Raw genomic sequence first — 14,876 nt, forward strand, 5'->3', positions numbered from 1 at the left:
CTATACGGACTCACGCTCGACCGGGCAGCTCATGCAGCGCGGTCCGCCCCGGCCCCGGCCCAGTTCGCTGCCCGGGATCTCGATCACCTCGATGCCCTGCTTGCGCAGAAACGTGTTGGTGGTGGCGTTGCGCTCATAGGCGACGACGACACCCGGCTCGACGGCGAGCACGTTGCAGCCGTCGTCCCACTGCTCGCGCGCGGCGGCGTGCACGTCCTGGGTGGCGGTCAGGACCCGGATCCCGTCCAGCCCGAGGGCGGCGGCGATCGCGCGGTGCATGTGCTCCGGCGGATGGTCGGTGACCTTCAACTCCTTGTCGCCGACGCCCGGTTCGATGGTGTACGACCGCAGCATGCCGAGCCCCGCGTACTGGGTGAAGGTGTCGCCGTCGACCATCGTCATCACCGTGTCGAGGTGCATGAAGGCGCGCTGCTTGGGAATGTCGAGCGCCACGATCGTCCGCGCGGAGCCCTCGGCGAACAGCTTGTGCGCGAGCATCTCGACGGCCTGCGGGGTGGTCCGCTCGCTCATGCCGATGAGCACCGCGCCGTTGCCGATGACGAGTACGTCCCCGCCCTCGATGGTGGACGGGTAGTCGGCCTGCCCCTCGGACCAGACGTGGAACTTCTCGGCGCGGAAGAGCGGGTGGTGCCGGTAGATCGCCTCGAAGTGGACGGTCTCGCGCTGCCGGGCCGGCCAGCGCATGGCGTTGACGGAGACACCGTCGTAGATCCAGGCGGAGGTGTCGCGGGTGAAGAGGTGGTTGGGGAGGGGGGCGAGGAGGAAGTCGTCCAGGTCCATGACGTGGAAGCGGACGGAGGTCGGCTCCGCGTGGGCATCGAGGAACTCGCGCTTGGTCATGCCGCCGACCAGCGCCTCGGCCAGTTCGGACGCGGGCAGCGCCTCGAAGGCGGCGCGGAGATGGTCGGTGGCGAGGGGTCCGTACTCCTTCTCGTCGAAGACCCGGTCCAGGACCAGCGACCGGGCCGCCGGGATCACCAGGGCCTCGGCGAGCAGGTCGCCGAACAGGTGGACCGCGACGCCGCGGTCGCGCAGCACGTCCGCGAAACCGTCGTGCTCGGCGCGCGCCCGGCGCACCCAGAGCACGTCGTCGAAGAGGAGGGCGTCCTTGTTGCTGGGGGTGAGCCTTTTGAGCTCGAGATCCGGCCGGTGCAGGATGACGCGGCGCAGCCGCCCGGTCTCGGAGTCGACATGGAGTGCCATGTCTCCATCCTGACCATCTCGGACCGAGTTCACCCCCTACTTGTCATACCGCCACTTGTTCTCGTCCTCTTGACGACAAGTATGCCGGGCGATTATCGTCTTACTGACGAGATCGATGTGGGATCTCACGGGATCTTCCGACCGGATCTGAGGGACTCTGATGGCCGACATCACCCGGCGCCTGGCCTGGCGCCACCTGCGCGGGGCTCCGACGGCGCACATCCGCCACCACCGCTCGGGCAAGCTGCTGCACGACGGGCCCGGACTCAGCTTCTGGTTCCGTGCGTTGACCGCCGCACTCTCCGAAGTGCCGGTCGACGACCGGGAGTTGGCCATGACCTTCCATGCCCGTACGTCCGACTTCCAGGACGTGGCGGTCCAGGCGACCGTCACCTACCGGATCAGCGACCCGGCCCTCGCCTCCGCCCGGCTGGACTTCTCCGTGGACCCCGACACGGGCGTGTGGCGCGGCGCACCCCTTGAACAGCTGGGCACCCTGCTGACCGAGACGGCCCAGCAGCACGCGCTGGCCGTGCTGGCTCGTACGCCGTTGGCGTCCGCGCTGGTCGACGGGGTGACGGCGGTACGGGAGCGGATCGCCGCCGGCCTGGACACCGAACCTCGCCTCCCGGCCACCGGCATCGAGGTGGTCGCCGTCCGCGTGATGGCGCTGCGTCCCGAGCCCGAGGTGGAGCGGGCGCTGCGCACCCCGGCCCGCGAGCAGATCCAGCAGGAGGCGGACAAGGCGACCTACGAACGGCGTGCGGTGGCCGTCGAGCGCGAACGGGCGATCGCCGAGAACGAACTGGACAGCCAGATCGAACTCGCCCGCCGCGAGGAGCAGTTGGTCGACCAGCGCGGCACGAACGCCCGCCGCGAGGCCGAGGAGCACGCGGCGGCCGACGGGGTCCGCGCGGAGGCGGAGGCGACCCGTACGGTACGGCTCGCCGACGCCGAGGCGGCGCGTTCCGTACGGCTCGCCCGTGCCGAGGCCGAGGGCTCGCGCGAGGTGGGCGACGCGCGGGCGTATGCCCAGGCGGCCTGGCTGCGGGTGCATGCGGATGTCGACGTCGCCACCCTGAACGCGCTCACCGGGACACGGCTCGCGGAGAACCTGCCGAACATCGACAGCGTCACGATCTCGCCGGACGTGCTGACCGGGCTGCTCGCCAGGCTCGGGGCCGGTGGCGGCGAGGCCGGCGCGTGAGTCTCGCACCGCGGGTCGTCCTCGTCCACCGGACCACGGAGTACGAGGAGTTGGTGGCCCGGCACGGGACACACGGCCAGGCCTCGTACTTCCTGCGGTCGCGCGGCCGGGACATCGAGGAGGTCGCCGAACGGCACCGCCGGACCAGGCGGGCGCTGGCCGAGGTCTCCTCGGCAGTACCGCTGACATGGCGTCAGACCCAGATCGAGCGGGCCGACTTGGACCGGTTCCTGTTCGCACCGGAGGACGTGGTGGTCGTGGTCGGGCAGGACGGGCTGGTCGCCAACGTCGCCAAGTACCTCACCGGACAACCGGTGTTGGGCTTCGACACGGACCCCGGACGCAACCCGGGCGTCCTGGTGCGCCACCGGCCGTCGGACGCCGCCACCCTGCTGCCCTCCGCGTACGCGGCCGGCACCGGGGTGGACGAACTCACCATGGTCGAGGCCGTCGCCGACGACACGCAGCGGCTGGTCGCGCTCAACGAGATCTATCTGGGAGCCGTCGGTCATCAGACGGCCAGATACCGCCTGGGCCTGGAGGGCGACGGGGGTGTCGTCGAGGCCCAGGCATCCTCCGGGGTGCTCGTGGGAACGGGCACCGGGGCCACGGGGTGGCTCCGGTCGGTGTGGCAGGAACGGGGCAGCGACCTGTCCCTGCCACACCCCTCGGAGGACAGGCTGGTGTGGTTCGTACGGGAGGCGTGGCCGTCACCGGTGACGGGGACGTCGTTGGTGGCGGGTGAGCTGGAGGGTTCGGAGGTGCTTCGACTCACCGTGGAGTCCGAGCAGTTGATCGTGTTCGGGGACGGGATGGAGGGGGATGCGGTGGAGTTGACTTGGGGGCAGGAGGTTCGGGTGGGGGTTTGGGGGGAGAGGTTGCGGTTGGTGGGGTGAGATGTCACCTGCTGGGCAGAGGCTGGAGGAGTTCCGGGCGGGCCAGCATCCGGCGGGTGGTCCGCCCCGGGTCCAGGGCCGCTCTGGCGACGATCCAGCCGGCGAGGGTGTGCGGTTCGGTGGGGTCGGCAGTCAGTACGTCGGCATAGCGGGTGAGCGCGGCGGCCGGGTCACCGGCGGACAGGTATTCGTCGGCAGTGCGCGGGACGTCGGGCGGCACGGCGAAGGCGTATGTGCGAGTGTCGGGCCAGGACACCCGGTCGGTACGGAAAACAGGGGTGTCCGGCGCGGCCTGTGACACAGGGACGGGGAGCACGTTGCGCAGCCGCCACTCGGTGCGGTGCAGGGCCGCGGCCATCCGGGCCCGGGCCAGGGCGGACACCGGAACGGTCTCACGCAGCCAGCCGTCCAGCGTGCGCGCGAGCCCCGCCACGAACCCGCGCCCCTGAACGGTCAGTCGACCGCTCGCCAACAGGGTCCGCACGGCAAGACGGCTCTGCGTCCGACGCAGCGCGAAGTGATACCCGGCCACCTCCACCGTCTCGGGCCGCCGCGCCTCGGCCATCCGGTCCCGCCAGAAGCCCGCGACACCGGTGAACGCGTACGCGCCGTGCAGGAGACCGGTGAGGTGCCGGGGATCTCCGCGCCACGGGGCGTAGTACCGCTCCTCGCGATCGTCGTCCAGCAGCCGGAACAGGTGGAGCAGGGCGCCCAGTTTGCTGTGCTGGAACTCGTGGACAAAGGTTTCCGCAAGAGCGATGGGGTCGGCGGGGCGGGCGATGACCATGCCGCCGTAGGAATCGCCGCTGGAGGCGGAGAGCCGCACGGTGGGCGGGGCGGCGGGCAGGACACTTGTGCGGCCCCACGGCACGACAGCCCGGATCTCGGCGGGATCGAGCCGACCGGGGCCGCAGGTGCTCCGAGCGGTGACGATTCCCAGCGCCTCGTCGAACAGTCGCTGCCATTCCGACGCCTCCTCGGCGTCGAGCCTGGCAGGAGCGATGGGGTCGTCGAGGTCGCGGTACGGATCGAGATCGTCCAGTGGGACGGCTACTGTTCCCGACGGTCCGGCAAGGGTGAGGGTGCGCAGGGGCAACCAGTGTGGAGCGGGGTCCGGCACGTACTCGGCAGCGGGGACGGGGGCGGGGTCACGGAGGACGAGAGCAGGTACCTCGGTCACCTCGGACACGAGGGTCAGTTCGCCGCCCGTCACCCTCGCCCGGCCGACCGACAGACCTGGCGGCGCGCCCGGCAGCCGCGCCATTCCCAGTCCGGGCAGGTTCAGTGCACCGTCGGCGAGCGGAACCGTGAGGTCGGCCTCCGTGCCGGCGCGTAGCGCCGCAGAGACAGCAAGGGCGTTCAGGTGACCCGTCTCCGCCCAGAGTTTCGGTCCCGGAGCGGTGCCGTGCAACCGGCGCAGCACATGTGCGAGCCAGCCGCCGGTCTGCGGTGCGAGGAGTAATCGCTCGACCGGCCCGGGATCCCTTGCAGCCGCGCTCTTGAGGGTGCGCCATGCCTCAACTGGTGGATCCAGCGGTGTGGGCACTGCGTCGAGACGAGCGAGCAAGGTACGCAGGAGCAGCAGCCTGCGGACGCGTTCACCGCGCGCGAGAAAGGCGAGAGCCTCGGACGAGCCCCCGCCGACGGCGAGTTCCTCGAAGAGGTGCCTCGGCATGCGGAGCGGGGGCATGGGCTGCTCGCTGGTCATTCCGGGAACCTCCGGTGAGGCGTACGGGCGCACGGGGGGAGACTGATGCCCGCCGACGGCTCATCACTCCGCCCTGCCTGGCTCGGATCCCCCTTTCGTGCCGCGACGGGCACGCAGAATCTCGATGAGGATGGGGGAATCGGAAAGGAGCGGACTAAGACTGTCCAACGCGGCCAACGATACCTCCGTGAGGTCCGCCAGATCCGACTCCCAGTCGAGAGCATCACCTGCCGCGAATGCCGGCTCGCGGGCGGCGGCTTGGGCGTCGTGCAGAGCAGGCGGCTGGTCCAAGGTGCATCCCCTTTTCACACAGTGGCACTCGATGCCCCGCATTACTGTCCATCATGACGAACACAGCCCCAGTCGGAAACCCGTACCATCACGCCACCTGATCAGCCCAGACGAAGCCGTCGGGTGCGAAATACCGCGAATTCCCGCAGAGCGTCCGCGAGTTCGGACCTCCTCTCGGGATCGTCGTCGAGCGACACCACGACGTCGAACAGCTCCCACAGGTCCTCGGGACGGCGGCGGCCGAGCGTGGTGAGGATGCCTGTGATGTCGGTGCGGGCCTTGTGGTGGCGGGGCAGAGTCGCGTAGACGCGTGAGCCCAAGGCGGCGACGACGGCCTGCCGCTCGACGGGGTCGGCAGTCCATGGGTAGGCCATGACAGCCTCCACCACACGGCCGAGCGGAGAGAGCGCACGCTCCTTCGCCGAGGGCAGCGTCTCGGTCCGCCGCGGACTCTGCAGTCGGATCTCCGGATGCTGCAATGTCCGACCCTCCTCACGCAGGGCATCCACCCGAACCCGTACGGCGGAAAAGAGTTCCTCCGCATCGGGCAGTCCGGGCAGCACATCGGCGCGGGCCGCGAGCAGGTCCAGCAGGACCTCCGAAAAGAGGCCGGTGGCCCGCACGGGATCGTTGGCTGCGACTCGGCCGCGCCCCGCGGCACGCAGCAGCGACTGCCGGTGCGCGAGGTTGCGATGCCCCACAGGCAGGGCGTCGGCGGGGAGCGGAACGCGGAAGGCCAGCGCCTCCTCGAACGTCTCGCAGGCGTCCACCAGCCACAGTTGCTCGGCGAGTCCGGGTACGGCGTCACCGGCGTAGCGGGCCAGGGCGGAGTCGAGGTCGAGTGCCACCTTGTCGCCGGTGGTGGCGTCGGAGCACAGCAGCCGCAGGTGTTCGGCACGGTCGAGGACACCGTGACCGCCCCACCACACCCACAGGACGTCCCCCTGGGCGGACGAGAGTTCCCGTACGAGCACGCGGCGCAAGGTTGCGTGGTCGGCGGGCCGGTAAGGAGTATCGGGAGCGAACGGAGGCAACGGCGCGAGGTGCAGCCGCAGTTGGGACTCCGGAACCCCGGCGGTTCGCAGCAGGCGATGGAAAGCCAGCGCATCTCTGGCGGGTCCAGGCAGATCCCAGGCACTGCCCGCGTCGTACTTCTCAATGCCGACGATCAAGGCGTGGACTCGGCTCGCCACCCCGGCGCCGCTCATGGCAACCGGTCCACGATGTGCCGGTACACGGCGGGGTTGGTCCAGTAGGCGCTGTGCGCGGCGGGGAACGGCTGACGGCTGTCGACCGCGATGTCCGTGACGCGCTCGGCGAAGAGACCGGCGCCGAGGTAGCTGAGCAGGTCCCGATGGTCGTACAGATTCAGCCAGTGCGGGACGTGGCGCGGCAGTGGGTCAGGATGCACGAGGGAGGGCAGGGCGCCCAATTCGTAGAGGAAGGGTCCTTGGGAGCCTGCGGTGACCAGCAGGCGGACCTGCGGGAGTGGGGTGGTGATCAGTGTGTCCAGGGCGATGATTCCGCCGAGGCTGTGGCCGACGAGCGTGACGGGTGGTTCGAGTCCTTCGATCAGCTCGCGCAGGTCTGCACGGACTGGCTCGCCGCGGCTGAGGTAGCGCAGGATGTCCCCGGCGGCGGGGTGAGCGGCCTCGGTCAAGGCCCGGCGGCGGCGCACGACGGCGCGGGAGGCGCCACGGCCCGCCATCCGCAGCAGCCGTGTCCTCAGACCGCGTTCCGCGCCCCGGGCTGGTGCGCCAAGTGCCTGGGCAACCCTGTCGACCACGGTGTCCCGGACGTCACCGATCGGAATGAGCGGAGAGTCGGCGTCCAGCGTGTCGGCCATGAGACGTGCGACCAGAGCGCGGGCGGCGACGATCGCGAGTTCGTCGGTGCTCAGGGCGACTGCTGCCGGGCCCAGCAGCGAGTGGGAGGCCAGGTCCGACGCGGCGCGCGCCAGGCCGGGGCCGAGTTCGGCTGCGGGTTCGTCACCCTGGGCGGCCAGGTCGACCAGCAGCGCCTGTAGCTTCTGCTCGGCCGGCACGGTCCCGGGCGGGCGTTCCACGTCTGACGCGGCTTCCGCTGCCGCCAGGGCGAGTTCGGCGTCGGGGTCCGCGTACAGCACGGCCCAGGCGGCTGTGTCGTCGTCCGCGTCCGATCCGGCGGGGCCGTCACCGAGGCCACGGCTCGCACCCGTCTCCGGCGGCAGGCTCACCCCGCCGGCGGCCAGCGTGGCCCCGTGCGGGCCTCCCCAGTAGTACGGCACGACCCGTAGTCCGTCACGCAGGGCGCCGAGCCCGCCAGCGACCCGCCCGGCCAAGGCCGAGAAGCCGGGTTCGCGCACCCCTGTCCCGTGGATGAAGACAACTGTCGGCATGTGACCCCCGTGACACGGCTCCGGATTCCCGTACTTCTTCCTGAGGTGACCGGCACGGCGTCCCGGCTGGGGCGGCATCACGTGCCGCACGCAGCCGGAACGTCATGTCACAACGGCATCGGCGCGATGTCGCACTCGATCCGCCGGCGCTGACGGGTCGCCAGGAGCCAGGGGTGGTCTTCCCGGACGACTCGCTTGAAACCTTCCACGGCGCGTCGCTCCATCTCGTCCGCCTCTGCCCCGCGGCCCAACCCCCGCAGATCGAGTGCCAGGTTCGAGGCACAGGACAGGGTCAGCGGGTGATCCACTCCGGCCACCTCTGCCAGCAGCGGGAGGTTGGCCTCGTCGATCTGACAGGCCCGCTCGAAGTCCAGCCACTGGTAAGCCGTGTTCGCCTGGCCGATCGCGGCGGTCAGCGTCATGACGTGCTGAGGTCCGACCGTCTCCGCCATTCGGGTGGCCGCGGCGTCCTCGTGTTCCTGCGCTGCGGACAGTTCCCCGAGGGCGCGCAGAGTCGCCGCCAGATTCGCCTTCATAAGGAGAGTGTGGCCATGGTTCTCACCGTAGCGATCCGCACAGCGCACCCTCGTCTCCTCACCGAGCCGGCGTGAGCCCTCGAGGTCACCGGTGAGTCGCCGGTCAACGCTGACATTGATCGCCAGCGCCAAAGAGTCGGGGTAATTGGGGCCGTAGCCTGCCACAAAGCCGTTGAATGTCTCGTCCGAGAGCTTGGCGGCGTCGGTGATCGCGCCGTCGCGGCGACGGCAGACCGCCAGATTGCCAGCGATGCGCAGGGTGAGGGGGTTGTCGTCGCCGAGCGCGGCGCGCGCCCGGCGGTGTACGTCCTCCTGAAGGAGACGAGCGGCGGGGTAGTCACCGCTCTCGCGGATGTCAATCGCCAGTCCGTTGAGACTGTTGAGCGTCAGGGAACTGGCGGGGCCGAACACTTCCTCACGCCGTCGTGCTGTCTCCTGGTCCATGGGCAGCGCCTCACGGACCTGACCGCACAGTCGCAAGTCGACACCCCAACTGTGGGCGGCCCGCAACGTGATCTCGTCATCGGGACCCAACTGTGTGCGAGCCTGCTCCGTGGCTTCCTGACTCAGGTCACGGGCCTCCGCGAACCTGCCTTGAAAACGCCGCGCGTCAGCCAACTCGATCATGGAGTCGACTAGGTCCTCCTCCGCGACCTCCACTCGCCGTGACACCTCCAGCGCTTGCTCGCTGAGCCGGATGGACTCGCTGCTCTCGCCGACCACACGCAGCACGAACGCCAGGATCTTCGAGATGCGGATGACGCGAATGTCTTCCTCGCCGGACGCCTCGGACCACGCCTTGTACGCCTGTCGAGCGAGGTCGGCGGCGCCTTCGACGTCACCCCAGTAATAGAGGAACAGCGCTGTGTCATAGACCAGTTCACGAACATACGTGTCCGTACTCGTCACGGCCTCGGAACTGAGTACGTGTGGCAACAGAGCCTGGTAGGCGGGCCACTCCTGGGACGAGGCAAAGTGGCCGGGTTTGGCCGCCGACAGCAGTTGATGGGCGGCGTTGCGCATGCGCTCACGTTCCTCGGGTCCCTGCTTGGCAAGCAGTACGTTCTGCAACAGACGGTGCATCTGTAACGTATCGGACCGAAGGTCCAGTTTCACCAAAGAGAACTGGGTCAGGTCACGAATGGCTCGACCGAGCTTGATCGACTCACGCAGAATGGGGTCGACGTCGGGCGTGATGTCGATACCACGACTCTTGCGGAGCATGGAGAGCGGAACCGGTTCCGGAGCCATCCAGGCGCAGATGTCCAGGAGCTCGCGCGAGCCCGGGCTGTTCTCTCTGATCCGCTCCAGCGAGATGTCCCACGCCGCCGCGACGGTGAGGGGGTAGTCAGGGGCCGGGTCGAGGTCGAGGATTTCCGGACTGCGTTGGTTCAGCAGATCGAGGTATTCCTCAACGAGCATCCCTGTGACAGCACGCCAGGCCCCAGCTTGTTCCACGGCGAGCGGCAGATCCCCCAGTGCTGCCGCGAGCCGACCCGCATCGGCCTGGGACAAGTCAGGGGACCGCTTCTGGAGCAGCTCGATCGATTCCTCCCGCTCGAACACGTTGACCGGAAGCGGTGTCGCCACGCGTTCCCATTCGCGGTTCCGGGAGGTGACGATGATCTTCCCTGGGCCATTGGTGGGAAAGTAGCCGCGCACCACGTCGACGTTCTCGGCGTTGTCGAAGATCAGCAGCCAGTTGTCATACACACCCGAACGTAGCGCCTCCAGGACGGCGGGTACGGCCGTGTTGGCGGCGAGCGCGCTGCCGCCGTCCTGTACCGCGGGAACCAGCCGCAGCCGCGCGGCCAGGTTGGCGAGCGCGGTGAGAATCAGGCTTTCCCGCTCGGCGGGGATCCAGCAGACCACCTTGTAGTCCTGTTGATGGCGGTAGATGTATTCAAGCGCGAGCTGGGACTTGCCCACGCCTCCCATCCCGTGCAGCGCGTGCGGCAGTACGGCTGCTGTGTCCTGGGCGCTCAGCTGCTCCTCCACCGCTTGGAGGAGCCCCATCCGGCCCACGAACGAGGTGTTCCGCAAAGGGACGTTCACCAGGAGGGCCGGTGCTCCGGTCGTCGACGTTCCGGTCGCGGTGCTCGGCATGTGAGTTTCATCCTCCGGTGTTTCGGGGTGGGATGCATCGGTAACCGGACTCGCCACATGCTCTCCAGGTGGTGGATCTGGGACTCTGGACACGGGGTGATCAATGCCCGCTCCTGCGCCGGTTCCACCTGTCGCGGCTGGTTTCGCTGTACCGGATGCAACTAAACGCGCTTCGACGCGTTTCACACGTTCGGAGTAACGCTTACTCGACAAAGCCCGCATTACTGCCAACTCCGCGAGTAACGAGCTGTGCTCCGCAGGATCGGGCAGCGCGGTGCCCTCCGGATCAAGCAGAGCGGCACGCAGCGCCACACCTCGCCAACCGGCTGCCGGAAGGCCGGCCAGGGCGTTGACCGTGATCCAGAGCTCGACTCGGGTCGTGGTCGCCAGGAGCGCCTCCCTCACGCCCTCGGCGAACTCCGGCTGCCCCTCACCATCTCCGTTCCAGTCGATCAGGCCGCCCATCAGGATCTCGGCGAGGTGTTCGGGATGGGTCTCCGACTTGATCCGGCTGCGGATCTGGCTGATCAGTTCCCGCTCGAAGGGAGCCGCAGCCAACTGGCAGGCGAACTTGCGTGCCGCCGGAGTGGCGACTTGGAGAAAACGGCGCACGGTGGCCGTCGCCGCGCGGGGAAACCGTGGCGCGTTCAGGCCCAGTGCGGGCGCGCCCTTCGTGAGGGTTCCGGCCAGCACGACCTGGAGTCCACGCCGTACCCCTTGCTTCCCCGTGACGAGTTCGGCCCAGGCGGCGATCGATCCGGGGTTGAGCGACAGGACGGGCACAGGCACGGACCCGTCGCTGCCCTCCGGCAGGGGGCGCATCGGATCGGGGCCGCCGGGCGGCGGCCAGTGTTCGAGGTTCTCGTTGGTCGCGCCGAAGCCACCGGCCCCGAGTTCTGCCTCGTACGGGTACAGCGAGGAGCGGCGTCGAAGGTGACTGGGGAGCAGATGGACAACAGCCGTGGGGCCTGCCCGCCCCAGACGGCCCAGCAGGGCGTCGGCGGCGGGTGCCGCCCAGCCGTGGGCCAGACCGTCGGTGACGACCACGAAGACGCGACCGCCGCTTCCGTCGAGGAGTTCGGCAGGATCGGTGGCGACCTGTTCGGTGCCGCGCCGCACGGTGGGTAATCCGTCGCGCGGCACCGTGACCGTGGCGACGCGCACGGAACGAAACGCGCCACTCTGCTCGGCCGCCTCGACCACCTGGGCGGCGGTGTCCTGCCAAACCCACATGGTGGGCGCGTCGTCGATCAGGAGAACCAGATCGAAGGCCGAGGTGAGAGCCGGCCGCAGGAACGGCATCCACAGGCCGTCGACGATGCCCCGCTCCGCGGTGGTCTCCTCGTCCAGTTCTCTGGTCACCCGGGACGGAACGCGGCGGGCGAGCCGATGCAGGGCGCGGGCAAGTCGGGCTGTCTCCCTGCCGGGACCCGGTGTTCCCCGCGCCGACTCCGTGTCCGGCAGCAGAGGCCGGTCGAGGTGCAATACCTCGGCGCCTTCGGGATCGGGTAACAGCCGGGGGCTCGGCGCCGGACCGTCGACGCCCGGAGCTCCGACCGACGCCGCAACCGGCCGGCGAGCGTGCGGGGCACCGAAACGGCTCTCATCGGCGGAAGGCGCAGCAGGAGGCTGCTCCGCGGCGGTGGAGACCGGGGGGTCAATGGGCGGGCGGATCAGTGCCCCGTCGCCGGCCGGATCCGGTACCGTGCTGCCGTCGGCATGGTGACCGCAGCGATCCCAGTAGTCCGCCAGCCATACGACGTCGGCCAGTTCCTTCCAATGCGGTATCGCGTCCGCGTCGACTTCAGGGAATGACGAGAAGGACGACGTCCCAGCAGTAGGGTCCTCGTCGCCTTGCTCGGATGAGCGCTCCCTGTCAACGCCGGTCAATTCAGCGGCCCTTCGCGAGATCGCGGAGCAGCAATTCAATGAGCTTACTGCCGTGAGCGTCGGCCTGGAAACCACTGAGAGTAGTCAGCTGTACTGCGTTCAGCAACTGATCGAGGGAATGGACACCTCCGCTCCCTACCCGGCGTAGATAGCCGTCCACCAGGTTCTCCGTGCCCTCCGGTCGTGCCCTCAAATGGCTCTCCACCATGGCCAGAAGTTGCTCCCGGGTGGGCGGCCGCATCTCCAGCGGCAGGCAGCGCCTGCGGAACGCGGCCGGGAACTCCCGTTCCCCGTTGCTGGTGATCACCACGACCGGGAACTCCCGGCACTCGACCCGTCCGTCACGCACCACCGCGTGGCCGCCGGGGTCGCTGGTGTGCACACGGGCCGACTCTGCGGCGTCGCGCACCAGTTCGGGGATCTCATAGCTGCCGTCCTCCAGGGCGTGCAGCAGGTCGTTGGGGAGATCGATATCGCTCTTGTCCAGCTCGTCGACGAGCAGGACGCGGGGACGGGCGTAGGGCAGCAAGGCTGTGCCCAGCGGGCCGAGGGTGACGAACTCCCCCAGCGTGGGGCTCTGTTGAGGGTCGAACGGGGAAACAGGTGCGGTGCCGTCGGCGCCGTCGTCGAGCCCGGCCGCAGCCGCCCCCCGCAGTCCGGCCCGCCAGGCGGCGATCGCCTGTGCCCGCCCCAGTGCGTCATAGGTGTGGAGCCCGTCGCGCAGTGTGGTGCGACTGACGATGTTCCATTCCAGGACGCGTCCCAGACCGAGTTCGCGTCCGATGAGGAAGGCGAGGGTGGACTTCCCTATGCCGGGTGGCCCGGTTATCAACAGCGGCCGACGCAGCAGTAATGCCGCGTTGACGATGTCGGTCTCCCCCGCGCCGAGTTGCTTGGTCACATCGCCGGGTCCGAGGCGCCGCGTCGCGGCCTCTTCGTCGTCCGGCGGCGGAGGCTGGAGCGGGGCGCCGCGGAACTGTCGCCACGCAGGGGCCATGGGTAGTTCGGGCAGCAGACCGTCCGGGGCGTGTCCGGTGGCGTGGAAGACGTGCCAGTCACTGGGAACCGTCTGCTCCTGCGTGGTCATGCCGGTGCCTCCTCGCTGGCGAGATCGTCTTGATCGAAGTCGTGGAAGTCGACGAGTCGATTCGGGTCGTCCCAGAAGAAAGCGATGTGACGCCCGAGCAGATGGGGGCCGTCGGTGTTGTTGAGTTCGGCCCTGAGGCGAAGACGATGGATGGCCAAGGGGATCTGTGTCGGCGTCGGCACTGACGCGAACACAGCAGTCACCACTTCCCGCCGCTCTTCGACGAAAACACCCCGACGGTCCCAAAGAGCCAGCCCGATACCCTCGGCGATGGCCGCTTTGAGCGCCGCCAGCGGTGAGGCGGATCCAGGAGCGTCCATGACGACTGCCGTGTGTCTGCTTTCCCCGGCCAGCACGGTTTCCCACTCGTCCAGCCGGTCGGCGTCGGGCTCCCGCCAACCGTGCACCACGACCCCCTGCTCGCTGAGAGCACGCCAACGTGCCAGCCATTGCTGCCGAATCCGTACGTCGGTGGTACGCATCCGTTCCAGACTGCGTAGGTGCACTGCGTATTTCAGCGCGAGCGGTAACGGTCTCCCGTCGCCCGTCTGGAACTTCAATCCGGACACATCGTGGTTGAGGAGGTCGTACGGAAGGACGAACTCCACGTACGGCGGCGCCTGTTCCCGTCCATCGGGAGGTGACTCCTGCTCGGCCGTCCACAGCCAGGCGCCCTGGCGCAGCGTTCGTTCGACGGCCGGGCCAAGGCCGTCGATCGTGGTCGTCTCGGGTTCTCCGGGCTGCGGGTTCCAGTGGCCGGGCGCGGTGTTGAGCCAGGGACGGACCACGATCTCGTCCGAACCGTCCCTGGCGGGCTCCACAGCCACGACGAGGCAGCGGGGAATCCCGGGGTTGTACGCTGCGGCGGCGCGCCGGACCCGGCGGCGCTCCAAGGCGTCCGACAGGCCCGCCCGCCGTGCCCATTCTCCGGCCCAGCCGGCCAGATCCGTCCGGCGATCGGGGGTCTCGGCAAGCAGGGCCGCGTGTTCCACAAGCAGCACCGCGGGAGGAAGGCCGTCGGACTGGGCGTTCAACTCGACGACATAGGTGAAGAGCTGTTCGGGCGAGAGTCCCATGGGGAGGTCGACACCATTCAGTTCCCCGACGAGTTCGTCCCGCAGGCGAAGTGCGGGAACTTCGCCCTTGGCGGAGTCCAGGAGGGTGCGGGCGTCGCGCTCGTCCTCGCTGGTCAGCGGACCGGATGGCACCTCGCTCGCGGACGTCCCGACGGCCGGGGCGAAGAGTCGCTCCAACTCACCTGCCGCCGTGGGTCCTTCATAGACTCGTACCACCAACAGAAGTACGCGTTCGCCGCCCGCCACGCTCAAGGAGGCGCGTGCGAGAAGGACGGCGTCGTCGCGCAGTTTGACGCCTCGTAAGTCGACCGGCCGGTTCAAATGCTCCCCGAGCACGACGCCGAACTGCACTCGCTGCTGTGGATCGTCCAGACAACTGAGTTCGCACAACGCGTCGGTCAATTTGGCGAGCAGCTGAAGTCCGTGTACACGTTCGAGATCGCTCCCGGGTTCACCGAACCCCGCGCCTGTCTCCACC

Annotated in this window: 9 protein-coding genes; 2 read left to right on the forward strand and 7 right to left on the reverse strand. The window is 69.0% G+C overall.

Features of this window, described 5'->3' with window-relative positions; all coding sequences use genetic code 11:
• Nucleotides 1-1,224: an arginine deiminase gene (locus AB0I51_RS27515; RefSeq protein WP_362979520.1), complete on the reverse strand. Its 1,224-nt coding sequence runs from the start codon at nucleotides 1,222-1,224 to the stop codon at nucleotides 1-3.
• Nucleotides 1,225-1,384: 160 nt separating this feature from the next.
• On the opposite strand from AB0I51_RS27515, the gene AB0I51_RS27520 reads away from it, so the two are divergent.
• Together AB0I51_RS27520 and AB0I51_RS27525 are read left to right on the forward strand one after the other, a co-directional pair.
• Nucleotides 1,385-2,431 carry an SPFH domain-containing protein gene (locus AB0I51_RS27520; RefSeq protein ID WP_362979522.1) on the forward strand — a complete coding sequence of 349 codons (1,047 nt, stop codon included), beginning with the start codon at nucleotides 1,385-1,387 and terminating at the stop codon, nucleotides 2,429-2,431.
• The gene (locus tag AB0I51_RS27525) at nucleotides 2,428-3,327 is read left to right on the forward strand and encodes a hypothetical protein (RefSeq protein ID WP_362979524.1); all 900 of its coding nucleotides are present in this window, start codon (nucleotides 2,428-2,430) and stop codon (nucleotides 3,325-3,327) included. The genes AB0I51_RS27520 and AB0I51_RS27525 overlap by 4 nt, the downstream gene beginning before the upstream one ends.
• Nucleotides 3,328-3,331: 4 nt before the next feature.
• Here the strand turns inward: AB0I51_RS27525 and AB0I51_RS27530 are convergent, their stop codons facing one another.
• The 6 genes from AB0I51_RS27530 to AB0I51_RS27555 form a co-directional block, all read right to left on the reverse strand.
• Nucleotides 3,332-5,035 (reverse strand): HEXXH motif domain-containing protein, encoded by a 1,704-nt coding sequence (locus AB0I51_RS27530; protein ID WP_362979526.1) that lies wholly within the window; start codon nucleotides 5,033-5,035, stop codon nucleotides 3,332-3,334.
• Nucleotides 5,036-5,427: 392 nt separating this feature from the next.
• On the reverse strand, nucleotides 5,428-6,534 hold the full coding sequence (locus AB0I51_RS27535) for a caspase family protein (protein ID WP_362979528.1): 1,107 nt from the start codon (nucleotides 6,532-6,534) through the stop codon (nucleotides 5,428-5,430).
• Nucleotides 6,531-7,703, reverse strand: a complete 1,173-nt coding sequence (locus AB0I51_RS27540; RefSeq protein ID WP_362979530.1) for a hypothetical protein — start codon at nucleotides 7,701-7,703, stop codon at nucleotides 6,531-6,533. The genes AB0I51_RS27535 and AB0I51_RS27540 overlap by 4 nt, the downstream gene beginning before the upstream one ends.
• A 107-nt stretch (nucleotides 7,704-7,810) precedes the next feature.
• Complete coding sequence (gene fxsT, locus AB0I51_RS27545) at nucleotides 7,811-12,235, reverse strand: FxSxx-COOH system tetratricopeptide repeat protein (RefSeq protein ID WP_362979532.1); 4,425 nt, start codon at nucleotides 12,233-12,235, stop codon at nucleotides 7,811-7,813.
• Between the two features lies 1 nt (nucleotide 12,236).
• Entirely contained in the window at nucleotides 12,237-13,322 is a 1,086-nt protein-coding gene (locus tag AB0I51_RS27550; RefSeq protein ID WP_362979534.1) for a MoxR family ATPase, read from the reverse strand.
• On the reverse strand, nucleotides 13,319-14,875 hold the full coding sequence (locus AB0I51_RS27555) for a hypothetical protein (RefSeq protein WP_362979536.1): 1,557 nt from the start codon (nucleotides 14,873-14,875) through the stop codon (nucleotides 13,319-13,321). Before AB0I51_RS27555 ends, AB0I51_RS27550 begins: the two co-directional genes overlap by 4 nt.
• Nucleotide 14,876 lies beyond the last annotated feature (1 nt).

It is taken from the genome of Streptomyces sp. NPDC050549 (genome assembly GCF_040655035.1).
Lineage (GTDB): Bacteria > Actinomycetota > Actinomycetes > Streptomycetales > Streptomycetaceae > Streptomyces.